This window comes from Edaphobacter lichenicola, from assembly GCF_014201315.1.
Lineage (GTDB): Bacteria > Acidobacteriota > Terriglobia > Terriglobales > Acidobacteriaceae > Edaphobacter > Edaphobacter lichenicola_B.
The window spans coordinates 201,043-224,520 of sequence record NZ_JACHDY010000005.1; the positions used below are offsets into that span (position 1 = coordinate 201,043).

Annotated in this window: 19 protein-coding genes; 12 read left to right on the forward strand and 7 right to left on the reverse strand. The window is 60.8% G+C overall.

The window, feature by feature from the left end; all coding sequences use genetic code 11:
- Positions 1-6 precede the first annotated feature (6 nt).
- On the reverse strand, positions 7-567 hold the full coding sequence (locus HDF09_RS16245) for a hypothetical protein (protein ID WP_183768230.1): 561 nt from the start codon (positions 565-567) through the stop codon (positions 7-9).
- 93 nt (positions 568-660) lie between these two features.
- Positions 661-2,346, reverse strand: a complete 1,686-nt coding sequence (locus HDF09_RS16250) for a hypothetical protein (protein WP_183768232.1) — start codon at positions 2,344-2,346, stop codon at positions 661-663.
- An 88-nt stretch (positions 2,347-2,434) separates the two neighbouring features.
- Here HDF09_RS16250 and HDF09_RS16255 point away from each other — a divergent pair, with 88 nt between their 5' ends.
- Both HDF09_RS16255 and HDF09_RS16260 read left to right on the forward strand, forming a co-directional pair.
- Positions 2,435-3,274, forward strand: coding sequence for an ATP-binding cassette domain-containing protein (locus HDF09_RS16255; RefSeq protein WP_260181387.1), 840 nt, complete (start codon positions 2,435-2,437; stop codon positions 3,272-3,274).
- 101 nt (positions 3,275-3,375) lie between these two features.
- Positions 3,376-4,128 (forward strand): metallophosphoesterase family protein, encoded by a 753-nt coding sequence (locus HDF09_RS16260; protein WP_183768234.1) that lies wholly within the window; start codon positions 3,376-3,378, stop codon positions 4,126-4,128.
- A 237-nt stretch (positions 4,129-4,365) separates the two neighbouring features.
- Here HDF09_RS16260 and HDF09_RS16265 read toward each other — a convergent pair whose 3' ends face one another.
- From HDF09_RS16265 to HDF09_RS16280, 4 genes are all read right to left on the reverse strand, one after another.
- On the reverse strand, positions 4,366-5,559 hold the full coding sequence (locus HDF09_RS16265; protein ID WP_183768236.1) for a glycoside hydrolase family 27 protein: 1,194 nt from the start codon (positions 5,557-5,559) through the stop codon (positions 4,366-4,368).
- Positions 5,560-5,675: 116 nt separating this feature from the next.
- Positions 5,676-6,032 carry a hypothetical protein gene (locus HDF09_RS16270; RefSeq protein ID WP_183768238.1) on the reverse strand — a complete coding sequence of 119 codons (357 nt, stop codon included), beginning with the start codon at positions 6,030-6,032 and terminating at the stop codon, positions 5,676-5,678.
- 256 nt (positions 6,033-6,288) lie between these two features.
- Entirely contained in the window at positions 6,289-6,552 is a 264-nt protein-coding gene (locus HDF09_RS16275) for a hypothetical protein (protein WP_183768240.1), read from the reverse strand.
- A 51-nt stretch (positions 6,553-6,603) separates the two neighbouring features.
- Positions 6,604-8,685 (reverse strand): ABC-F family ATP-binding cassette domain-containing protein, encoded by a 2,082-nt coding sequence (locus tag HDF09_RS16280; protein WP_183768242.1) that lies wholly within the window; start codon positions 8,683-8,685, stop codon positions 6,604-6,606.
- Between the two features lie 100 nt (positions 8,686-8,785).
- Between HDF09_RS16280 and HDF09_RS16285 the strand changes: the two genes are divergently transcribed.
- The 9 genes from HDF09_RS16285 to HDF09_RS16325 all read left to right on the forward strand — a co-directional run bounded on the left by HDF09_RS16285 (position 8,786) and on the right by HDF09_RS16325 (position 20,201).
- On the forward strand, positions 8,786-10,579 hold the full coding sequence (locus tag HDF09_RS16285; protein ID WP_183768244.1) for a DUF255 domain-containing protein: 1,794 nt from the start codon (positions 8,786-8,788) through the stop codon (positions 10,577-10,579).
- Positions 10,580-10,789: 210 nt separating this feature from the next.
- The gene (locus HDF09_RS16290) at positions 10,790-11,245 is read left to right on the forward strand and encodes a recombinase family protein (RefSeq protein WP_183768246.1); all 456 of its coding nucleotides are present in this window, start codon (positions 10,790-10,792) and stop codon (positions 11,243-11,245) included.
- A 411-nt stretch (positions 11,246-11,656) separates the two neighbouring features.
- Positions 11,657-13,309, forward strand: a complete 1,653-nt coding sequence (locus HDF09_RS16295; RefSeq protein ID WP_183768248.1) for an AsmA family protein — start codon at positions 11,657-11,659, stop codon at positions 13,307-13,309.
- 121 nt (positions 13,310-13,430) lie between these two features.
- Positions 13,431-13,778 carry a hypothetical protein gene (locus tag HDF09_RS16300; protein ID WP_260181388.1) on the forward strand — a complete coding sequence of 116 codons (348 nt, stop codon included), beginning with the start codon at positions 13,431-13,433 and terminating at the stop codon, positions 13,776-13,778.
- Positions 13,779-13,803: 25 nt separating this feature from the next.
- Positions 13,804-14,790: an LOG family protein gene (locus HDF09_RS16305; protein ID WP_183768250.1), complete on the forward strand. Its 987-nt coding sequence runs from the start codon at positions 13,804-13,806 to the stop codon at positions 14,788-14,790.
- Between the two features lie 180 nt (positions 14,791-14,970).
- Positions 14,971-16,329: a DUF3300 domain-containing protein gene (locus HDF09_RS16310; RefSeq protein ID WP_183768252.1), complete on the forward strand. Its 1,359-nt coding sequence runs from the start codon at positions 14,971-14,973 to the stop codon at positions 16,327-16,329.
- 254 nt (positions 16,330-16,583) lie between these two features.
- Positions 16,584-17,756 carry a hypothetical protein gene (locus tag HDF09_RS16315; protein WP_260181389.1) on the forward strand — a complete coding sequence of 391 codons (1,173 nt, stop codon included), beginning with the start codon at positions 16,584-16,586 and terminating at the stop codon, positions 17,754-17,756.
- Positions 17,757-17,939: 183 nt separating this feature from the next.
- Positions 17,940-19,142, forward strand: coding sequence for a glycosyltransferase (locus HDF09_RS16320; RefSeq protein WP_183768254.1), 1,203 nt, complete (start codon positions 17,940-17,942; stop codon positions 19,140-19,142).
- A 165-nt stretch (positions 19,143-19,307) separates the two neighbouring features.
- Entirely contained in the window at positions 19,308-20,201 is an 894-nt protein-coding gene (locus tag HDF09_RS16325) for a DUF4097 family beta strand repeat-containing protein (RefSeq protein ID WP_183768256.1), read from the forward strand.
- On the opposite strand, the gene HDF09_RS16330 is transcribed toward HDF09_RS16325, so the two are convergent.
- Positions 20,198-21,739: an alpha-amylase family glycosyl hydrolase gene (locus tag HDF09_RS16330; protein WP_183768258.1), complete on the reverse strand. Its 1,542-nt coding sequence runs from the start codon at positions 21,737-21,739 to the stop codon at positions 20,198-20,200. The genes HDF09_RS16325 and HDF09_RS16330 overlap by 4 nt on opposite strands.
- A 164-nt stretch (positions 21,740-21,903) precedes the next feature.
- On the opposite strand from HDF09_RS16330, the gene HDF09_RS16335 reads away from it, so the two are divergent.
- Positions 21,904-23,394, forward strand: coding sequence for a M20/M25/M40 family metallo-hydrolase (locus tag HDF09_RS16335; protein ID WP_260181391.1), 1,491 nt, complete (start codon positions 21,904-21,906; stop codon positions 23,392-23,394).
- The last annotated feature ends 84 nt before the right edge of the window (positions 23,395-23,478 follow it).

The following is a 23,478-nucleotide window of genomic DNA, read 5'->3' on the forward strand; positions in this document are numbered from 1 at the left end:
CAACTGCTAATTACTTTTTTTAACGCTGGCCACGAGGACCACGTTGCTGGGAACGGCTCGACATTTTTCTGAGCCGGATGGACGCCAGGTGGTGCCGTTGGTGTAGCGGACCTCATTGAGGTCGACCCAGCGTAGCGCGCCTACCTGATGCATCCAGACATCGGCGTTGCTTAGGGTGTTGTCATTGGCCGAACGTTGCAGCAGGAATGACTTTGAGACGGTGTCGCGCGTGTTTGTGTCGGTGGACTGGAAGTCTGTGGGAACGATGCGGCCTCTTGGAGAGACACCGTAGACGGTGACTTCAATGCTCTCGATGGCAGGAGCGGCGGGGTGATCGAGAGTGAGATGCAAGCCCAGTGCTGGGCTGTTCTTGTCAGCGTTATTTGCAGAGAGGATTTGAGCGGTTGACTGGCGGTTGGCCCGGAAGCTGATGGGGCAGTCCGTTCCGGCGGGGATGCTTCGGAGTACGACTGCGGAGGCGTCGGGCTTGCTGCCGGAGATGGTGGGAGACTGTGCGAGCGAGGCGGTTGCTGCTAGAAGAAAGAGGGCGGCGGAGAGACGGTGCATACGAACCTCCTGCGTTTCAAAGGCGCTGCTGTCTAAGACACTACTACGCGGGGGCGGTGAGTTCAAAGCAGACGAACCGGCGCAGGGAGAGCGTTATTGCGTTGTGCCGGTGAGGAAGATCTGCTCGGAGTGTGAGGCGATGACGCGGTAGAGGCCGAACTGGCGTGCGTTCTGGCTGCGTAGTTCGAAGAGCAGGCTGGCGCGGTTGCTGGCCTCGGCATCGACTACGTCGACGAAGCGCATGAGCGGCGTGCGGTCGAGGTGGGCTGCGTCGGTCACGCTCTGAATGGCGGGTCTGAGTTCGCCGAGGCCATTGTCCTGCGCGACGATGGTGACGTAGCGCAGCGCTGCTCCCGTGCCCGCGGTATGAGCGGAGTAGACGTAGGTGGCGGCACCGCCGTAGCTGAGGGTGTAGGCCTTCAACTCTTCGTCAGACAGAAGGACGGATGGTGGAGCGGCGGAGGTGGCTCGGCGGGTCCGCGTGGTGGTTGGTGTCTTCTTTACTGTTGGGGCCGGAGGTGTTGCGGCAGGTTTGGTGCCCATTGCGTTGTATGAGGCGAGTTGGGCCTGGGCCATGGCCTGCATCTTGGAGAGAATGGCTGCATGCTGGGCGGCGTCCTCCCACTCAAGCGTGAAGGCGTGAGGATCTCGGGTGGCTGCATCGGAGACAGCAACCATCTGGTGCAGATTTTGGGGGATGCCGACTAGCTTTGGAAGATCGGTCTCGGTCATGGCGCTGGTGGGCTTACCGCGATGGAGGTTGGGACGGTTGGGGTCGTCGTTGAGCGAGCCGGTGCCGATAACGGAGTTGGTGTCGTGCGCTCTCCTCGCGTCTTCGGCGGAGTGGCGCTTCAAGGTCGGACGGTCGGGGTCGTCGGATGGAGTTGAGGTGCTGGCGGTGGTCGATCCGGTGTCTGCGGTGGTGGTGTCGGATGTCCCAGAGGTTCTACGGCTCATGGTTGGGCGGTCGGGATCGTCGGCAGGTGTGTTTGACGTGGTGGATGTTGTGGCCGAGGCGTCAGTGCTGTCCGATCTGCGCTTCATGGTGGGACGGTCCGGGTCGTCTGCGGGAGTGCTGCCGGTCGATGCGGTCGAGGTGTCCGTGGTCGAGCTATCGGCACTGTCGGATCTACGCTTCATCGTGGGACGATCGGGGTCGTCCGTGGAAGTCGTAGAGGTCGTTGAAGTGGGAGTGCTTGAGCTGGAGGTGTCGGTGGTGGAGCTGTCGGATCGGCGCTTCATGGTTGGGCGATTCGGATCGTCGCTCGTTGTAGTTGAGTCTGTGTTGGTTTTGGCGTCGGTGTGATGGCTGGTGTCGCCTTTGGAGCCGGTGAGGACGGGGAGTGTCTTCGAGGGCTTGAGGGCTGCGGCTTTCTTTGGTGCGGCCAGCGGCTTGACGCTGCCGTAGCCGAACCAGCCGTCGTCGTAGGCGAGATCGCCGGTGGCCTCGACGGCCTGCAGATGCTTTGCGTAGGCGAGATCGAGATAACCCTTGTCGATGCCTGCAGTTTGGAGTTCGTAGACGTTTCCGCTGAGGAGGGCGAAGGGTACGGGGCGGGCGACGTAGATGCCGGCGTCTTCAAGCTTGCCGTCGATGAAGAGAGAGACGGGGATGAGGCGGCTGGCGTTTGGCTTGGCGAAGTCGCCGGTCCACTCGTAGACGCCGACCGCGCGGACGACCTGTTCGGGCTTGGCGACCTTGTGCATCTGGGCCCAGGAAGCGGGGCCGCAAAGGAGCAAAGCGGTGAAGAGGAGGACGCGATGGGGGTTGAATCTCATAGGGCTGTCATCGAGATTAGACGCTATTTGTGGCTCAAAGTCCTACCCCGGTTGCGCGGCTGGCTTTTTGAGGGTTGAGGCACGGTTGATGAGGATGTTGGATACCATGCAGGGTATGGGTTCTGCGATGCTGCTTGACGTGAAGGATCTTACGGTCGGCTTTGGGCGGCATGAGGCTGTAAAAGGTATCTCGTTCGAGATCAATGCCGGCGAAACACTCGGGTTGGTGGGGGAGTCGGGGTCGGGAAAGTCGGCGACTTCGCTGGCGGTGCTGCGGCTGTTGCCGGAGAGCGCGCGAGTGAGTGGGGCGATTCGGTTCGATGAGGAGGAGCTGCTTGCGCTGCCTGAGGAGGCGATGCGGCGGCGGCGGGGTCGCGAGATCGCGATGATCTTTCAGGAGCCGATGACGGCGCTGAATCCGGTGATGCCGGTGGGGGCGCAGATTGCAGAGGCGGTCGCGGCGCATCATCCGGAGATCGGGCGGAGAGCGGTGAGGGCGCGGGTTTTGGAAGCGATGGACGAGGTTGGTCTACTGGAGGTTGAGCTGAGGGCCAAGGACTATCCGCACCAGTTTTCCGGGGGCCAGCGGCAGAGGATTTTGATCGCGATGGCGATTGTGAATCGGCCACGGTTGCTGATCGCGGATGAGCCGACGACGGCGTTGGATGTGACGGTGCAGGCGCAGATTCTGGAGCTGTTGAAGGCGTTGAGGCAGGAGCATCGACTGGCGATGTTGTTCATCTCACACGATCTGGCGGTGGTGTCGCAGGTGGCCGATCGTGTGGCGGTAATGCAGCATGGCGTGATTGTGGAGCAGGCGGAGGCGAGGAGGCTTTTTCTGGAGCCACAGCATGCTTATACGCGCAGACTGCTGGCTTCGGCTCCGACGATGAAGACGGACCGGTCACAGCCACTGGCTTCGGTTTGAGCGGTGATTGGTCGCGCGGGAGCCGGGTGATTTCCCTGAACGAGTGAATGTCTATAGACTTGAGAATTGTGCCTTATGTCGTTTAGGGCCCTTTTGACCGTATGCGCGCGCTGGTTATGTCAGATATTCACGGGAACCTCGAAGCATTGAACGCAGTTCTTGCCGCGGCAGAGCCGTATGACGTGCTGTGGAACCTGGGCGATGTGGTGGGATATGGGGGAAGTCCGAATGAGGTTGTAGCGCTGATGCGGGCGAAGGCACAGGTGAATGTGCGCGGAAACCATGACCGGGTGTGCTGTGGGTTGACGTCGGCGGTGGGGTTTAATCCTGTGGCTAGAGCGGCTGCGGAGTGGACTAAGGCTGAATTGACTGGAGAAAATCTGGCGTGGCTGAAGGCGATGCCGCAGGGGCCAGTGGTTCCTGAGCAGCCGGATGTGACTTGCGTGCATGGGTCGCCGCTGAATGAGGATCAGTACATCTTGAGCATGCGGGATGCGTGGGCTCCGCTGCAGCAGGCGGCTACGGCGATTACGTTCTTTGGGCATACGCATCTGCAGGGTGGGTTCTCGCAGAAGGAGCATGAATGGCACGAGGTCAAGACGCACTTCCGCACGAGGAACGCGGTAGAGAGCTGGAAGATGTTGATTCCAGAGGGGACGCGGCATCTGATTAATCCGGGGTCGGTGGGCCAGCCGCGGGATTCGGATTGGCGGGCAGCGTTTGTGGTGTATGACCTTGAGGCGCGGGAGATTATTTATCATCGCGTGCCGTATGACCTGACGGCGGCTCAGGGGAGGATCCTGATGGCGGGGTTGCCGGAGAGGCTGGCGGCTCGTCTGCGCGAGGGGAGATAATTTTTTTGGCGTGGTTTTTGGTGGGGTTTTGCGAAAAAGTGGGCGCAAAGCGTGGTTTTTGGGTGGTGGGAACGTGGTGAACTGCGTGGTAAACGTGGTGAATTAGCACGCAGTTTTGTGGTGGCGAAAGATGCGCCAACTTCTTTCGAAAAGTCTAAATGTATTTTTCGAGGACGAATTGCACGAGAAAGTCTAGTGCGGCGATCTCAAAAACTGACCGCCGCCAGAGGGTTGATGCTATCTGCTGAGAATGAGTAGCGCGACTCCGTGCTTGGAGATGTTGCGAGAGTAGATGCCCGTTCGTCTGCCGAGGTCCTTGTTCTCCCAGACGTCGTGGAGAGTCGCTCCTTGAGCGAAGCCGATCTGGTTGAGATCGAGAGCTACGTCGCGGGAGTCGAGAGCAGTGTTGAACATGCCGACAGCAACTCTTCCGTCGGCAAGAGGTTTGGTCCAGACAGAGAAGTCTCCTCGCTGGTAGAGCCGAGTGGCTTGTTTGCCGAGGGAGTCCTGATCGATGGCGATTGCCTCCTTGTTGAGGAGGATGCTCTTGTCGTCCGGTGACATCTTGCTAAGATCGTTTCCGGCTAGGAGAGGCGCGGCGAGGAGAGCCCAGAGGCTCATGTGGGTTCGATACTCGTCTGTAGTCATGTGGCCGTTGCCGACCTCGAGCATGTCGGGATCGTTCCAGTGGCCGGATCCGGCGAACGGGGCGAGATCAGCTTGTTCAAGGCCAATGATGGTCATGCGGCCCCAGGTGTCGTTGATGTCGTCAGTGGTTCGCCACATCTGTGCGCCAACGCCAGGCCCCCACTTCCAGGGTTCAGCGATGCCGTACTGGCAGAGGCTGTACAGGATGGGCCGGTTGGTCGCTTTGAGGGCGTCACCCATCTTGCGAAAGGCGTCGATCATCATTTTGAAGGCTGCGTCGGTATTGCCGTTGTTCTTTGCGGTGAGCTCGCGCATGGGATCCTGCATGGAGCAGAGGTCGTACTTGAGGAAGTCGACGCCCCAGCGAGCATACATCTGTGCGTCCTGAACCTCGTGTCCGAGACTGCCTTCGTAGCCTCCGCAGGTCTTCGGCCCGGGCGACGAGTAGATCCCGAACTTGAGACCCTTGGAGTGGATGTAGTCGCCGAGCTTCTTCATGTCGGGGAAGCGACTGTTGGGATGGAGCTCGCCGTTGGCGTCGCGGGTGCCCTGCCAGGTGTCGTCCACGTTGACGTAGACGTAGCCGGCGTCACGCATGCCGGTGGAGACCATGAGATCGGCTGCGGTGCGCACGTCGGCGTCGGTGACGTGTTCCGCGAAGTGGTTCCAACTGTTCCAGCCCATGGGAGGGGTTGCGGCGAGAGTGGACTGGGCGCGCAGGGTTGAAGACTCGCCGATACAGAGAAGAACGAATGGAATTAAAAGTGCTTTGCGAAGAACCATTCTTTGCCTCCGGGAACTAGAGAAGCATATACCGGATGGTTTCCTTACGGGTTTCCGCGGAAGGTGTTCCCGATAAGGCGAAGGCCCGAGATCGCATTAGCAACTCAGATCGTAGGTCACGCAGTAAAGCTTTGAAGACCGATCAGGGTTTCTCTGAGGAAGGTTGCGTCGAAAGGGTTTCCGATTTTCTCGGGAAATGGAGGAATCGTCGCGCTACCAACAACATGAGAGAGCGCCAGCACCGGGATTGTGAAGTCGTCCCTTACAGCGGCAATATCCTGACCGAGTTGAATTTGGCCTCGTGCGATGTTTGGAGGTACTGAATTCGGATTCGCGAATTCTGTGCTCGTCAGGTCGATAAGGCCATCAATCACGCTCTCTTTAGCTTTGAGAGCCGTTTGCAGAGTGCCCGCGTACGTCTTTAGCTGGGCTGGTGTCAATGCGAGTAACTGCTGCTCCGTTAGCCATGCCATATATCGCTCCTTGTAGTTCCGTTGGGTGTGTTCGCTCGGAGGCCGGATATTGGCCGCGTACGCTCCGGCTCCAGGTCACTAAACAATGGTGAGTTGAAGGACGCCCGCGTTACAGACTGAAGGACCACTCAAGCCTGTATTCAGGGCCTTCTGAACGAATCCTGGAGCCTAATGAGCTTGATGGAGAAGGTGACCCAATTTTTGAGGAGGTACGAGGCGGGCTGTGCGAGCTGTGCGGAGTTGGCTGGAACTTCGGTCAGATCACTTTCCGGAGCGCGTCGACGACCTTTCCACCTGCCATCCTGACGGCGGAAGCCGCCGTCTCACCCGCAGCCATAGTGTGTGTGAATGCCGATCTCCTTCGCGTCCCGGGGTGCTCGATAGCAGCTGTTTCGATCTCCCCGCCGAAGATCGCGTGCCGTTCTTCAAGGCGATCGAGGGCCGCGTTCAACTGTTCGACTACCGCCTCGGCTTCATCTTCGATGACGATCAGTTCCATGTTGATCTTTCGATAAATCATATCGGTCTCCCCGTCCTGCAATTGTATGCTTGCTCGCCCCGATGACCTGGGTTAGGCAGTTTGCTGCTCCTCGAGGGTCAGGGAGAGTTCTTCCCACTCGGCCAGGAGGGTTGCGCGCTTTGCGCGGAGTGCGTCCAGTTCGGCGGCGTCTCGTTGGGATTGATCGGCGGAGGTGAAGCTGCCGAGACGGGCTTCGGCGGCGGCGATGAGGGATTCGAGGCGTGGGATCTCTTCTTCGGCGTGGTGGAGGCGGTCTTCGAGCTGCTTGAGCTTGATGGGGTTGAGGCGCTTGATTGGGATGGCGGGGACGGCGGGCGTTGTGGCCGCTGCGGAATCCCAGGTCTCAGAATCGAGACCTGGGGCACCCGGTTCTGTGCCGGGTTCGGGAGAGAGCGGTCGAGCTTCGCTCGATAACCCACCCTTCACAAAAGACGTGAAGGATGGGGCACCCGGATTTGTGCCGGGTCGGGTTGGGGCGATGGAGTTTGTAATCTGTTCGGTTACTTTTTCGGGGCCTCCCTGTTTGCGCCAGAGGTAGTCCTCGTAGTTGCCGGGGTAGATGTGGAGGCGGCGGTCTTCTACTTCGAAGACGCGGGTGGCGAGGCCGTCGATGAAGTAGCGGTCGTGCGAGACGAAGAGGACGGTGCCGGTAAAGTTTCGAATGGCGTCCAGCAAAACGTCTTTGGCGCGGAGGTCGAGGTGGTTGGTGGGCTCGTCCAAGAGTAGGAAGTTCGAGGGCGATACGAGCATCTTGGCCATGGCGTAGCGGTTGCGTTCGCCGCCCGAGAGGACGCCGAGTTTTTTGAAGACGTCGTCGCCGGAGAACATGAAGCAGCCGAGGAGGGAGCGGAGTTCGACGACGGGGACCTTGGGGGCGGCTCCGCTGATGTCGTCGAGCATGCCGGCGGCGGGGTCGAGGACTTTGTACTGGTCCTGCGCGAAGAAGTCTGAGAGGACGTTGTGGCCTTCGCGGATGGTGCCTGCGGTGGCGGCTTCCTGACGGCTGAGGAGGCGGATGAGGGTGGATTTTCCTGCGCCGTTCGCGCCGACGAGGGCGATGCGGTCGCCGCGTTCGATGGTAAAGCTGAGGTCGTCGAGGATTAGTTTTTCGCCGCCGGTTGGGGTGGGGTAGATCTTTTTGAGGTTGTTGACTTCGAGGACGGTGCGGCCGCTGGCCGGGGGCTGCGGGATGGAGAAGTGGATGGTGGACTCATCTTCGGGAACCTCGATGCGCTCGATCTTTTCGAGTTCTTTGATGCGGGACTGGACCTGCTTGGCCTTGGTGGCCTGGTAGCGGAAGCGGCTGATGAAGGCTTCGAGGGCGTCGATGCGGTCGCGCTGATTTTTGTACGCGTTCATGAGCTGGGTGCGTCGCTCTTCTTTTTGCGCGACGTACTTCTCGTAGTTGCCGTGGTAGGTGTGCATGCGCTTGTTCCAGAGTTCGACGGTCTTGTTGACGGTGACGTCGAGGAAGTAGCGGTCGTGCGAGATGAGGATGTAGGCGTTGGGGTAGTCGTGGAGGTAGGTTTCGAGCCAGTTGCGGGATTCGATGTCGAGGTGGTTGGTGGGCTCGTCGAGTAAGAGCAGAGACGGTTTTTGCAGGAGGAGCTTGGCTAGTGCGATACGCATCTGCCAGCCGCCGGAGAACTCTTCGGTGTTGCGGTCCCAGTCTTCTTTGGAGAAGCCGAGGCCGCCGAGGACTGCGCCAACTTGCGAGTCGAGGTTGTAGATGTCGTGGACGTGGAGCTGGTCGGCGATGTCGGAGTAGCGTTCGGCTGCGGTGGCGTACTCTTTCGATTTTGGGTCGGCCTCGGAGAGTGTGGTGGTGAGGGCGATGGACTCGCGTTCGAGCTCGTGGAGGTGGTCGAAGACGGAGAGGCACTCGCTGAAGACGGTGCGGCCGCGGAGGGCGAGGCCGTCCTGCGGGAGGTAGCCGAGGGTGACGCCTTTGTTGCGGGTGATGGTGCCGTAGTCGAGGGACTCGATGCCGCCGATGATCTTGAGGAGGGTGGATTTGCCGGTGCCGTTGCCGCCGACCAGACCGGTGCGCTCGTCTGGATTGATGAGCCAGTTCGCGTCTTCGAAGAGGAGTTTTTGGCCGAAGCGTTTGCCGGCTGCTGAGAGTTGGAGCATTTGTTTCTATTTTCTCATTGTGTGGGGAAACGCGTGTGTCCTGCCGCGCAGGGCGCCCGAAGAATCCGCTTGAGGGCTGTGGTGCGTACTTGGAGTGACTATGCGATTACGCTCGGCGGTCCTACTCTCATTGATGGCGCTTACTGGTTCGGGTTGGGCTTCGGCTCCTGCGGCGCCGGTAGCTTTGCATTGGCAGCCGTGGTCGGATGCGGCGTTTGCGCAGGCGCGGGCGGAGCATAAGTTTGTGCTGCTGGACCTGGAGGCGGTTTGGTGCCACTGGTGCCATGTGATGGATGAGGTGACGTATCGCGATCCTGCGGTGGTGCGGCTGCTGAATCAGAAGTATGTGCTGGTGAAGGTGGATCAGGACTCGCGGCCGGACATCTCGAATCGGTATCAGGACTATGGATGGCCCGCTACGGTGGTGTTTGCAGCGAATGGGTCGGAGATTGTGAAGCGGCAGGGATATCTGCCGCCGCGGCTGATGTCGTCGATGCTGCAGGCGATTATTGATGATCCTTCGCCGGGGCCGAGCATCGAGAGGGAGGCTGTGTTTCGGCCGGCTTCGGATTCGGCGATCAGGCCGGCGCTGCTGGCGCGGATTGAGGCGCAGTATGAGAAGCAGTATGACAAGCCGATTGGCGGGTGGGGGTTTGTTCATAAGTATCTGGATGAAGAGTCGGTGGAGTATGCGATGCGGCAGGGTGGGCGGGGGAATGCGGAGTATGCGAAGCGGGCGGCGGATACGCTGCATGATGCGACGAACCTGCTGGACCCGGTGTGGGGTGGGATGTATCAGTACTCTGTTGGGCGGCATTGGACGGAGCCGCACTTCGAGAAGCTGATCTCGATTCAGGCGGACGCGCTGCGGGAGTACTCGCTCGCCTTTGCACAGACGCAGAGTCCGGAGGATTTGAGTGCGGCGCAGTCTGTGCATGGTTACGTTACAAACTTTCTGATGGCTCCTTCGGCGGGTGTGTTTTTTGTTTCGCAGGATGCGGATCTGCATGATGGGCAGGAGAATGAGGCTTACTTCAAACTTTCGGATGCAGGGCGGAGGGCGCAGGGGATTCCGCGGGTGGATACGCATGTGTACGCTCGCGAGAATGGGTGGATGATCGCGGCGCTGTGCGACTACTATGCTGCGAGCGGGGATGGGTCGGCGTTGGCGCAGGCTCAGCGTGCGGCGGCCTGGATCGTTGTGCATCGCAGTTTGCCCGGGGATGGTTTTCGGCACGATGACGTTGATGCTGCGGGCCCTTATCTTGGCGATACGCTGGCGATGGGGCAGGCTTTTCTGGCGCTCTATAACGTTACGGGGGATCGCGGGGATTTGAAGGCTGCGGCTGCGGCGGCGCAGTATGTTGCGGCACACTTTGCGCCGGCTGTGGCGGGTGGGGGATTTGTTACGGCACAGAAGGCTACGGATGCTGCGTATCGGCCGCATCCTGATCGGGACGAGAATGTTGCGCTGGTCAGGTTTGCTTCGGCGCTTGCGGTTGCTTCGGGGGATGAGCGGTTTCGAGCTACTGCTGCGGAGGCGATGCGGTTTCTGGCGGCGGAGTCGGTTGCGCTGCAGCCGCTGTCGGCTGGGGTGTTGCTTGCGAATGAGGATATGACGGAGGCTCCGATTCACGTCACGGTGGTGGGTGCGGCTGCGAGTGCGGAGGTGATGGCGCTGCATGCGGCTGCGCTGCGCTCGATTACGTCGCATGAGTTGATTGAGATACGCGATCCGGCAGACCCGGCGCCGCTGCCGACCAGCGTAACGTATCCTCCGTTGAAGCGGGCTGCGCTTTTTCTTTGTACGGCGCAGGCTTGCTCGTCGCCGATCTTTCGTGGGGAGGATGTTCGGGCGAAGATTCAACGGGCGCAGCTTCAGGGGGTGCGTTGAGAGCGATAGCATGACCGCCTCGGGAACAGACGGTGTCGTCCGAAAGCGAACAGCGATTTGCGGGACCGGACAGCAGAGGGCGCGAGGTTTTTGGGTCGGGGTTTAGTTATGTCCCGTCGGCACAACAGTTGCCGTTTTCTCGCCTGGCGTCAGTTTTGGTAGGGGAATTGCAGGTTCTGTTGGGTAGAGTTCTCGATTGCGGAGGCTGGGATGGCTTATTTCGAAAGGGTTCGCGATGTGGTCTCGGGGCCGTTTAGCCCGGAGATGATGAGGCAGCGGACGGCTGCCGGATGGCAACTGGTGTCGATGGAGTGGAGGCGGGAGTTGCCGGATCAGGAGGCTCCGACGGAGGGCGCGTTTGGGGAAGAGATTCCTTATGGGCTGCGGATCTCGGAGGACTGCATGCGGCTGGAGGTAGAACCGAGGGAGAACCAGACGCTGATGTTGATGATGGATCTGCTGGGGCAGGACTTTTCGTATGCAAGCATCGTCAGCGACCTGAATGAGAAGGGCTTTCGGATGCGCAATGGCGGGCCGTGGAACCGGGTGGCGGTGTTCAAGATGATGCCGCGGCTGATCGAGGTGGGGCCGAGGCTGTTTTCGTCCGAGGAGTGGAAGGGGCGGGAGAAGCGGTTGACGCAATGGAGGACCACGGAGGGGATTTAGCGGGTGATGACTTCGAAATGAAATGCGGACCTCAGCGGCTAAAGCCGCAATGCGAGCGAAGCTGTTGCGGCACGGCTGAAGCCGTGCCCTTAAGCAAGACGGACGTTACTCGGCTAACGTCTAAGAAGTAAGAAGCTGTCCTGCCGGACGGGCGCCCTGCGCGGGCGGCGGGCGTTCACACGCCTTTTTAGAGCTTCGCGTGGTCCTCCCGTTGGTCGGCACAATCTTCCCTCGCGACCAACGGGAGCGCCAACCGAAGGGGTATACCCATCACGAAGTGATCGCCCGAACTGGGGTCCCCACAAACAGATCTTCGTTTGTGGGGACCCTAGCGCAGCGGCCCGTCCGGCAGGACAGTGTCGTAATGGAAAAGGTGCGAGACGGGTAGCATGGAAGCGTCAGGAGAGAGTATTGAAGGATGAGGTGATGGAGACGGCATCGACGGAGCGCCGGAGATGGTGGCGGAGCCGGTGGATCGTCTGGGTGGGAGTGAGCTTTGCGGTGCTGGTGGTTGCGGGTGCGCTGGCGGTGGAGTGGGGGCTGAGGCAGATGCAGCCGATGCTGCGGAAGAAGGTAGTGGAGACGCTCTCGGCGCGGTTTCACAGCCCGGTGGAGCTGGATCGGCTTGAGCTTTCGATGACCAGGGAGATGATTGTGACCGGTGGAGGGTTGCGGATTCTCTACCTGGCGGGACCGACGAAGCCGGATGCGAGGCCCGATGCGCCGCCGATGCTGGAGGTCGATCGCTTTGAGTTCAGGGCGGGATGGCGCGAGTTGCTGCGGCCTACGACGCGGCTGGTGACTGTGAAGGTCCAGGGGCTGCGGGTGAATATTCCGCCGAAGGGAGAGCGCGGTGTCCGGGAGCCGGATGATCCGAAGCGGTCGGGGCAGTCGGCGCTGGGGATTGTGGTGGACAGGATTGAGTGCACGGACGCGAAGGTGACGCTGGAGACGAGCAAGCCGGGGAAGAAGCCGCTGGAGTTTGCCATCAGCAGCGTGGTGTTGACCGACGTGGGTGCGAAGAAGCCGCTGAACTATACGGCGGTGCTGGTGAATCCGAAGCCGGTGGGAGAGGTGCGGTCGACGGGGCACTTTGGGCCGTGGCAGGGGGACAATCCGCGGGATACGCCACTGGATGGGGACTACGAGTTCACTCATGCGGACCTGTCCTCGATTCATGGACTGGGCGGGATACTGTCTTCGACGGGGAAGTTTGGCGGGACGCTGGGGAACTTGACTGCGGATGGGACGACGGAGACGCCGGACTTTCGACTGGACATCAGCGATCATGCGGTGCCGCTGCATACGGAGTTTCATGCGGTGGTGGATGGGACGACGGGGGATACGTGGCTGGATCCGGTGCGGGCGCGGCTGGGCAGGACCGAGATTACGGCGCGTGGGGCGGTGACGCGGGCGGTGGGGGTGCCGGGTCATAATACCGACCTGAGTGTGGTGATTGAGAGGGGGCGGCTTGAGGATATTTTGAGCCTTGCGTTGAAGTCGAACCCGCCGCTGATGCGAGGGGCGCTTGCGGCGAACGTGCATTTCGTCGATCCTGCGGGGCCGGTGAGTGTTTCGCGCAAGATGAGGGCGCAGGGCACGTTCGCGATCAAGGAGGGGATGCTGAACAATCCGGAGATGCAGGCGAAGATGGACTCGCTGAGCATGAGAGCGCAGGGGAGGCCGAAGCAGGCGAATGCGCAGGAGGCGGAGGTGGTGGGGTCGGCGCTGAGCGGAAAGTTTTCGATTGCGAATGCGGTGCTGGATGTGACGGACCTGGACTACAAGATGCCTGGGGCGGAGATGCTGGCCGACGGGCAGATGCTGCTGGTTCCGAGCACGTTTGAGTTTCATGGGAAGGTGAGGACGCAGGCGACGGCCTCGCAGATGACGACAGGGTGGAAGAGTATGCTGCTGGCTCCGTTCGACAAGCTGCTGAAGAAGAATGGTGCGGGGTTGGAGCTGCCGATCAAGGTGACGGGAACGCGTTCGACGTATGATCTGCGGCTGGATTTTCCGCACGATACGCGGGCTCCGGCTGGGCTGCCAACTCCCGCAAAATGAGCGACGTGGGTTGGGGGGAGCCTGGGATGATGCTTCGGTTGGAGAGACAAGGACGAAGCGCTCTGCTAGTGTCAGACTTGAGAGTTATTCGAGCAGAAGAGGTTTTTGCGCAGAACGTTTGATGCGGAGTTTGATGTCCGGACAGCCACAACTATTTCCGAACCCTGAGCCGACGGTGGAAGAGCGGCCGGTGAATCAGGGAGAGCCTGCAAAGAGATCAGCGCCGGTTTGGCTGCAGCGGCTGTCGCTGTTTGTGCTCGTGCTGTTCTGCGTGTACCTGGGCGTGCTGGTGATGGTGCTGCCGTGGTGGACGCGGATATGGGACCGGAACGAGTTTATTCTGGCGCGGCCGTGGCTTGCGGCGGTGTTGCATAATGGCGCGGTGCGGGGGATGATCTCCGGGCTGGGGCTGTTGGATGTCTGGATCGGTATCTCCGAGGCGGTGCACTACCGCGACTACCGGGGATGAGCGACTTCAAAATGAGTGAGAGAGTATGAACCCTAAGGTGCCCGAGACGCAGGAACAGGCTCCGCTGGCGTATGAGAATGCGGAGTTTTTGAGTTCGCCGGATGGGCGGATGCTGCGGATCCTGGCGGAGTATCAGGAGCCGATGGCGCGATTTCGCCGGGAGCGGATTCAGGATACGGTGGTGTTCTTTGGCTCGGCGCGGTTTCGCGCGCTGGATGTGGCGAGCTCGGAGCTTGAGCTGCTGGCGAATACGGGTTCGAGCGAGCCAGCTCCTAAAGATGCTCAGCCGGCGAGTCCTGAGGAGATAGCGAGCGGCGAGGCGAGTGCGCAGAAGCTGCGGCTGGCTGAGGCTGCGGTGGAGATGGCTCGTTACTATGAGGACGCGCGGCGGCTGGCGGGGTTGGTCGCGTCGTGGTCGAAGACGCTGCCCGGGCGGCGTCACAGATTTGTGGTGACCTCGGGCGGTGGCTCGGGGATTATGGAGGCGGCCAATCGCGGGGCGTATGAGGCTGGATGCAAGACGATCGGGTTGAATATCAAGCTGCCGTTTGAGCAGCATCCGAACCCTTACATTACGCCGGCACTCAGCTTCGACTTTCATTATTTCTTCATGAGGAAGTACTGGTTCGCGTATCTGGCGAAGGCGCTGGTGGTCTTTCCGGGCGGCTTTGGGACGCTGGATGAGATGTTCGAACTGCTGACGCTGGCGCAGACCAGGAAGCTGGCGAAGAAGATCACGGTGGTGATTTATGGGTCGAGCTACTGGAAGAATGTGATCAACCTGGAGCTGCTGGCGGAGAAGGGCGCGATTGCGACGGCGGACCTGGAGCTGTTTGAGTTTGCGGATACGCCGGAGCAGGCGTTCGAGCTGCTGAAGACGGGGCTGACGGAGAATCATCTCGAGTCGGACTACGAACGGGAGCAGGCGAGGCTGGAGAAGCAGCAGAATTCAGACGATCCTGCGCCGAGCGTGCAGGAGCTGATGGGGCCGGATATCGCGAAGACGCGGTAAGGCAGATCGCTGATGGATGCTTGCACACCGATCGTCAGAGGTTGACGACAGCGTGTGGTCGACGTGCGGGAGGGGAGTCAGGAGAGGCTGCTGCTCTGCTCTGATAGGATCTTGTTCTGGCTGAAGCTGGAAGAAGTTCGTTCGATCGTTCGCGGCACCTATCTTTGCTCGAGGTCATGCATGCAACGGAAACCAAGTGTTCCTGCCGCTCTTTTTCTCGTCGCAGTGTTGATGTTCCAGAGCTTCGGGGCGACCCTTCTGGCTCAAGCGACTGCGGCCCCGCCACCACCTCCTACGCCTGCGGAACTGGATCAGTTGCTGGCGCCGATAGCGCTCTATCCTGACTCGCTGCTGGCGCAGATTACGACGGCTTCAACGAATCCTCAGGAGATCTTGGATGTCGATAACTGGCTGGCGTTGAATAAGAACCTGAGCGGAACGGAGCTGACGGACGCGGCGCAGAAAAACGGTTTCGACCCTGCCTTTATTGCTCTCACCAGCTTTCCTTCGGTGATCGAGATGATGGCCGAGAACATCGACGACTACGCTGCGATCGGGAGTGCCGTCTCGTCGAATCAGGCGGAGGTGTCGGCATCGATTCAACGGTTGCGTTCGCAGGCTTACACGTCGGGTGCGTTGCGCAGCACGCCACAGCAGCAGGTTGAGGTGCAGCAGAATTCAGGGCAACCGGTTTATGTGATTCAACCGACAAATCCGCAAACGGTCTATATCCCGCAGTATGACCCGACGGTGGTTTACGTGGGGCCGAGTACTGGCACTGTGGTGGCGGCATCGCTCATTGGCTTTGGGGTGGGGATCGGGATTGGTGCGTTGCTGGTGAACAACCAGCCATGGGGCTGGGGTGGCTGGGGATGGAACTGGGGCGGGCGCAGCATCTACTACAACCATGGCCCGTGGGGTGGATGGCGTGGCGGGTACCGTCCGCCGCGGCCGTATTATCGTCCACGGCCGGTGCCATACGGTAACCGTCCGGGATACGGCGGGAACTGGGGATATCGTCCGTCGAACTATCGGCCACCGATGTCGGCGAATCGGCCTGGATACAGCCGTCCCGGTTATGGTCAACCAGGTTACCGTCCGGGACGCCCAACCTCTGGGCATTCCGGGAGCCGGCCAGGAGGTTCGCGTCCTGGAACTCCGGGATATAGACCGGGCGGATCGAATGGGAATCGCCCTGGAACTACGCCGGGGAATCGTCCTGGTGGTTCGAATGGAAGCCGTCCGGGGAATGGAGGCCGTCCAGGGGGTGGTCAGAGTGTGGGCCGCCCGTCCCAGCCGGGGCAGGGTGGCAGGCCGCCGCAACAGAACCGTCCGCCGCAACAGAACCGACCAACGCCACAGCCTCGGCCTACACAGCCGCGGCCCACGAATCAGAGCAGACCGGCGCCGCAGCCTCGGCCGACACAGAGTCGACCGAACAACCAGAGCCGGCCCGCTCCACAGTCGAGGCCGGCGGGGAAGCCGTCGTCGGGGTCTCGGCCGCAATCGAACAGAGGTTCGAGCGGTAAACCGAACTAGATTTTGGTTGCGCTCCGTGTGCTAAAGACAACGATGGGCTGCGGCCATTGCGAGATCCCCGTTCAGACGAGCCGGGCGATTTACGCTCCGGAATTCGTCTTGAGGAGCAGACTACAACCTTTGGGGAATCATTGTAGATACGGGGCTTAGGGATTTTGAAGCTGCATTGTTGGTGCAGTTACATCCTCGTCACATAGCGACCCGATACTGCACTCGTAAGCAGCCTGAGGGCCTAGAGCCGAGGGGGTTACCCGATGAGCCAGTCAAGCGTGTCGTATCTGTGGCGGGAACCGGAGGCGGCGAAGGGCTTTGCGACGGGCGTATCGCTGCACAGCCATACCAATCAGTCGAAGGAGACTCTGGATTTCATCTCGGAGCTGTCGAAGGAATGGAGCTTTCTGCAGCCGATCATTCGGTGGGGCGAGCAGAGGAGCAAGCGGCTGACTGGAATCGATGCTGACTATGCGCGGGCATATTGGACGCCACCGTTGACTCCGAGTCTGGCGTTCGATCTGGAGCGGAAGCAGATCGAAGAGAAGCTGCAGATTCAGGGGCTGGTGTCGATTACCGATCACGACGACATCAACGCGCCGATGCTGTTGCGGACGGTTCCCTCGTCGCGACATATTCCCGTATCGGTGGAGTGGACGGTGCCGTTCGGGGCGACTGCCTTTCACCTAGGGATCCACAATCTGCCGAGCGCGACTGGGGCGGAGTGGATGGAGCGGATGGCTGCTTTTACCGCGATTCCGGTGGTAACGAGAGCGCCGAAGCTGCTGACCGAGATGCTGGCGGAGCTCGATGAACAGCCGGGAGTACTGATTGTGTTCAACCACCCGCTGTGGGATCTGTATCGCGTGGGCAAGGAGAAGCATGAGGTGCTGGTGAACGAGTTTCTGGCGGTGAATGGGCAATTCGTTCATGCGCTGGAGCTGAATGGGCTGCGCGACTGGAAGGAGAATCGCGAGACCTCCACGCTTGCCGGGAAGTGGAATCAGCTGGTGATCAGCGGCGGCGACCGCCATGGCGTTGAGCCGAATGCGAATGTGAATCTGACGCGGGCGACGAGCTTCAATGAGTTTGTCTACGAGGTGAGGCGCGAGCGCGAGAGCCATGTGTTGTTTATGCCGCAGTATGCCGAGCCGTGGAAGCACAGGATTCTGCAGTCGACCCTGGATGCGATTCGGAACTACCCTGAGTTTCCGGAGGGATCGAGATTGTGGGATGAACGGGTCTACCATCCGGATGCCGAGGGCGTGATACAGCCGATGACGCGGCTGTGGACGACAGGCCATGCTCCTGCATTCTTCCGGGCGGTGTTGGTGATGGTTCGAATCATGGGTGCGGGGCCGGTGTCGAACGGGCTTCGGATGGCTTGGAATGACAGCGGGGAGATGCGGGCTACGCTGGCTAAGCTGGATGCTTAGAGGCTAGGGGTTGTTGTCCTGCCGGACGGGCCTCCTACGCGGAGGGCGGTCACTTCGTGACTTGTATACCGGTCTTGATTGGCGATCGGTATGGGGCCTCCCTTTGGTCGGCGTTGTCTTTCTTCTTTTCTATCTTGTGTAAGATTTTTCCGGACTGCGGAGCGCGAGAGGTAGTCTAAAGCGATGCGGGTGCCGCGTGTTGCCTACTTTCCGGACTCGTTCCATGAGGTGAATGGGGTCGCGCATACGAGCCGCAACTTTGTGGCGTATGCCGAGCGCCATGAGCTGCCGTTTCTTTGTGTTCGCGCCGGCGGGCGGGTGGGGGCCTTCGAGCAGGCAGGGGAGCTGAGGACGCTGGAGCTGGGGCGGAGCCGCACGTCGGTTCGAATGGAGAAGGATCTTGAGTTCGACACGCTGTTCTGGCGGCATGGTGGAGCGATTCGGCGGCAGTTGGAGTGCTTTCAGCCGGATGTGATTCACATTACGGGGCCGAGTGAGTTGGGGATGTTTGGCGCTTACTTCGCGTGGGAGCTGGGGATTCCGCTGGCGGCGTCGTGGCACACGAATGTGCATGAGTACGCGGCACGAAGGATGGGGTGGTTGACGGACAGGCTGTCGTCGCGGGCGGGTGCGACGACCGAGCGCGGGGTGGAGGCGGGTGCGCTGTGGGCTACTTCGCGGTTTTACCAGTTGGCAAAGGTTTTGTTTGCGCCGAATGAAGAGCTCTGCCGCATGCTGGAGAGGACGACGGGAAGGCCCTGCTACCTGATGCAGCGCGGCGTGGATACGGAGTGGTTTTCGCCGGCGCACCGCACGCGCGAGGAGAGTGACAGGACGGTGGTGCTGGGATATGTGGGGCGGCTCTCGATTGAGAAGAATGTGAAGCTGTTGGCGCGAGTGCGGAGAGAGCTCGCGGCGATGGGAGTGGGCGGCGTGAAGTTTCTGATCGTCGGGCATGGCAGCGACGAGGCGGAGCTGAGGCAGGAGCTGGCGGAGGCTGAGTTTGCGGGCGTGTTGCGCGGGGCCGCGCTGGCACACGCTTACGCGAATATGGATGTGCTGGTGTTTCCTTCGCATACGGATACGTTCGGGAATGTGGTGCTGGAGGCGCTGGCGAGTGGTGTGCCTGCAGTAGTGACTCCTGACGGCGGGCCGAAGTTTATCGTGCGGGATGGCGAGACGGGATTTGTAACGGAAGATGATCACTTTGCGGCAGCAGTTGCGGATCTGGTGAGAGACAGGGCACGGCTGGATGGGATGCGGCTGAGGGCGAGAGAGTATGCGCTGGGTTGCAGCTGGGATGCGGTGTTTGACCGGGTCTATGCGGGATACGAGACGCTGCTGCCGGTGCGGCGGGCTGGACTGTCGGTTGGGGAGTTGGCGTAGGCGATAGGCCAGGCAGGTGTGACAGTTCTTCCCCCCCTCGGCTGATTAGGGTCAGCATGACAGCGCAAAAAAGAACTTAACTTAAATGGAAACACACAGGCGTGGAACCGTGCTGGCCTCGTCCGCGTACTCCTCTTTGCCATTTCTTGCAGCCAGGAGATCACTATGTCCTCTTTCGTTACGCGTTCCATCGGATTCGCCGCTACAGCCGCGGCGATTGTTCTTGCTTCCTCATCTTCTGCGGTGTTTGCTCAGAGCTCAGAGCACGATTGGCAGAAGGTCTATGCCGTGGGTGGAGGGGCTGCTTCGCTTACGGTGGAGACGGGCGATAGCGGGCTTGAGATCCGCTCCTGCGGTGACTGCAAGGAGATCCGAGTTCATGTGGAGTCCACTCAGAATCTGAACGACTATTCCATCGAGGAGCACCAGGAGGGCGATCATGTCTCCTTCACGATCAAAGAAAAGCCGCACACCTTTCGCATTCAATGGAACGCGAGCCGGAGGACGAAGGTGACGGTGGAGACTCCGGCAAAGCTGGATCTGGATGCGAGGGTAGTGGACGGTAATCTGTCCGCGCAGGATCTGACGGGCAAGGTTCAAGTCCATGCCGGCGACGGATCGGTCGAACTCGAAAATATCAAAGGGGATGTGCACCTGGTTGCCTCGGATGGGAGCGTCAGTCTTCATAACGTGGTTGGCACTCTTGATGCGCGAGGTTCGGATGGCAGTATGAAGATCGATGGGCAGTTCACGACGGTTCAGGTGGAGACGAGCGACGGGAACCTGGACTTTACGCTTTCTCCGGGGTCGCAGCTTACGAGCGCTTCACAGATCAAGAGTTCAGATGGGCGGGTTTCTATCCGGCTGCCGCAGGCTCTCTCCGCCGATATGGATGTGGCAACAGGGGATGGACACCTGAACTGCACGCTTCCGCTGACGATGGATCACTACGACAGCAGGGAGTCGAGGGGTCATCATCTCCACGGGCATTTGAATAGTGGCGGCGTTCCGTTCAGCATTCGCGCCTCGGATGGGAACGTCAGCATAACGACCCTCTAGTAGCGGAGTTCGCCGATGTAGGCGACGTAGGGTGCGAGCGTCATCTCCTCGAGATGCATGGTGCCGATGCTGTCGTCTGTGCGGAGCACTGTACGGAGAAAGCTGCCGCGCAGGCCGAGTTTTGTTGTGTCGTCTTTGAGTGAGAGATGGACAGGCTGTGCGGTGAGGTTGAAGAGCAGAACCATGACCGGGGAGGTAGCCGAGACTACCTTTGGTCTGCGAACCAGGACCAGGACGTTCTGGTCGTCGCGGTTGATGGTGAAGCTGGTGCCCAAAGCGAGGGTGGAGTTGCCGTGATGGAGCGCGCTGAGCTGGCGATACCAGTTGAGGAGAGAGTTGGGATCGGCGTCCTCGAGAGCGGCGTTCGGCGTGGCGTCGAGCGGAGCGCTGGTCGTGGTAGTGGGAGGCTTGTACGGGACATGGGTCTCGCTAGTGGGTGGTTTGTAGGGGACGTAGGTCTCGCTGGTGGTGGGCTTGTACGGGACGTAGGTTTCGGTGACGGGGGCGGGTTTCTCAGGGGGTGGTGCGTCCCACAGGATCAGCGGTATGGCTGTGTCGGAGGAAGAGGAGGCGCGGACGCCTAGCTCCTGCCCGTAGTAGAGCAGCGACTCGGCGCGGGTGGTGAAGAGGAGGGTGGCGAGGAGTTTCGCGATGGCGAGATCGTGTTGGCCGTCGGCGTAGCGGCTCATGCTGCGGGTGAAGGCGGGGCCGTCGGTGGCCAGGAGCGGGAGACTGTGCCCGGCTTGCTGAATGTCTTGGAGGCGATCGATGATGGGGCGGATGGCGGCGGCGTTGAGTGGGGTGATGGCGCCGAGGCGGTCGTCGAGGAGGAGCTGCGGGGATTGGGTGTCGAGTGCTGTGGAGTTCTGAGTGGTTGCGTGCGATTGGCGTCGCGAGCGGGAGTGTGCGTGATGACGGCCTCGCGTGGCGGGCTGCGGCTGCGGTTGAGGCTGGGCAGTTGCGGTCAAGTTGGGGTCCGCATCGACAATCAGGATGCGCTGGCCGAGGTAGCTTGCGGTCGTAGTGCGGAGGGTCGCAGCCTGTTCGCGGGCGGCTTCGCTGGTGCCGCTTATATGAAAGCCTGCGACGCCGCGGTTGAGCCAGAAGCGAGCGACGTTGGGCAGATCGTCGGCAGGTATGGCGGGGTCGAGGTCGAGCAGGACACGGAGATGACGGCTGCTGGCTTCGCGGAGGAGATCGTCGAACTCGTCGAGGGAGCCGAGGGTGGGGTCGATCGTCTCGGCGTGAGCGGGATCGGGCTGCAGATGCGTGAGAAGGATGGCGTCGGTGCCGAGGGAGTGGATGTAGTCGAGGCGATGAGCGATGCCGTGGAGGGGATTGTCTCCGGCGGGGCTGAAGTCGGCGGGGTTGATCTCATAGATGATGGCGCGCTTCCACCAGAGGTCGGTGGTGATGCCGGAGCCAACCCAGCCGGGGCGGGCGAGAGTCTGCGATGAGGCGATGGGAGCGGCTGCGCTGAGAGTGCAGGCGAGGCAGAAGGAGAGCAGAGGTCGGGGAGTTCGGGGGAGGTTGATCATGCGCTCGTACTTGAGATGCTACGCGAGACGGCCGGGGAATGGGGATGACGGTGTATGGACGGCTTTGGGCAGGCTTCGGCGGCTGCAGAGTTGCTCCTCTCCTTGTGTTTGGAGGAGCGAGGTTTTATGGTCAATGAATCCGTTGCAAATAAAAGGAGATTCGCATGAAAGGTCTTGCCGCTTTTGGTATGGGGGCTGCGCTGTTTTTTGTTCAGTCGGGGGTGGCGCAGATGGGCGCGCCGGATACGCCGCCGCCGGTGTCGATGCAGGCTGTCCATGGGCCACTCGCGGCGAAGTACAAGGCGGAAGCCGATCGAATTTTGAAGGCTGGCGAGACCGACGATGATGGGTATGTGGCGCTGACGTACCTGTGCGATCACATTGGCAAACGGTTGAGTGGTTCGCCGCAGCTGAACACGGCGGTCGAATGGGGCGCGGAGCTAATGCGCAAGGCCGGCCTCGAGAATGTGACCGTGCAGCCGGTGATGGTTCCGCATTGGGTGCGGGGGGAGGAGTCGGGTGCGATCGTTGCGCCGGTGACGAAGCCGCTGCATATGCTGGGGCTCGGCATGAGCGTGGGCACGCCGAAGGGCGGGATTACGGCTGAGGCAGTGTTTGTGCCGAGCTTTGAGGCGCTGGATGCGATGTCGACGGAGCAGGTGAAGGGAAAGATTGTCGTGTTCAACCCGGGCTGGCATGGCTATGGGGTGAACGTGATGTATCGCGCGATTGGGCCGTCGAAGGCTGCGGCGAAGGGCGCGGTGGGTGTGCTGGTGCGGTCGGCTACGGGGCTGGCGATGCAGACGCCGCATACGGGGTCGCTCTACTACGACGAGAAGGTGACGAAGATTCCGGCGGCGGCGATCTCGATCGAGGATGCGTTGATGATCGAGCGGCTGTGCAAAGAAGGGCCAGTGAAGGTGCATCTGCAGATGGACGCGCATATGGAGGCTGACGTGAAGGCCGGCAATGTGATGGGCGAGATTGTGGGGAGCGAGCATCCGGAACAGGTAGTGGTGATTGGCGGACACATCGACTCGTGGGATGTGGGCCAGGGTGCGCAGGATGATGGGTCGGGGATTATGGGAACGTTTCAGGCGGTGACGCTGATCCATAAGCTGGGGCTGAAGCCAAAGCGGACGATCCGTCTGGTGTTCTGGGTGAACGAAGAGAACGGCGAGGCGGGTGGCAAGGCTTATCGCAAGATGATTGGGCCGAAGATCGGCGAACAGGTGGCGGCGATCGAGATGGATGAAGGCGCGGAGAAGCCGCTGGGGATTGGGTATGGCGGATTCGAGTCGCTGATGCCGGGCGCGCCGCCGTTTGATTTGAGCAAGCTGCCTCCGGATCAGCAGCAGTCGTTTGCGGCGTTGCAGGATATCGCTTCGCTGCTGGGGCCGATCGGTGCGGACAGGGTACTGCCAGGCGGCGGTGGATCAGACATTGAGCCGCTCACCGACGACGGCGTCCCTGCGCTGGCTCCGCGGACCGAGGATCTGCATTACTTCGACTGGCATCACACCGAGGCGGACACGCTGGATAAGGTCGATCCGAAGGAGTTTCGCAAGAACGCAGCGATGTTGTCCGTCGTGGCCTATGTGCTGGCGGATATGGATGGCCGGTTGGCGGGCAAGGTCGCTGCAGCTGCGAAGTAGCTTTTGTTAGAGAGATGGCTGTGGCGGACTCGCTTTCCGCTGCAGCTATTTTTTTTGCGAGTCAGCGAGTCAGCGAGTCAGCGA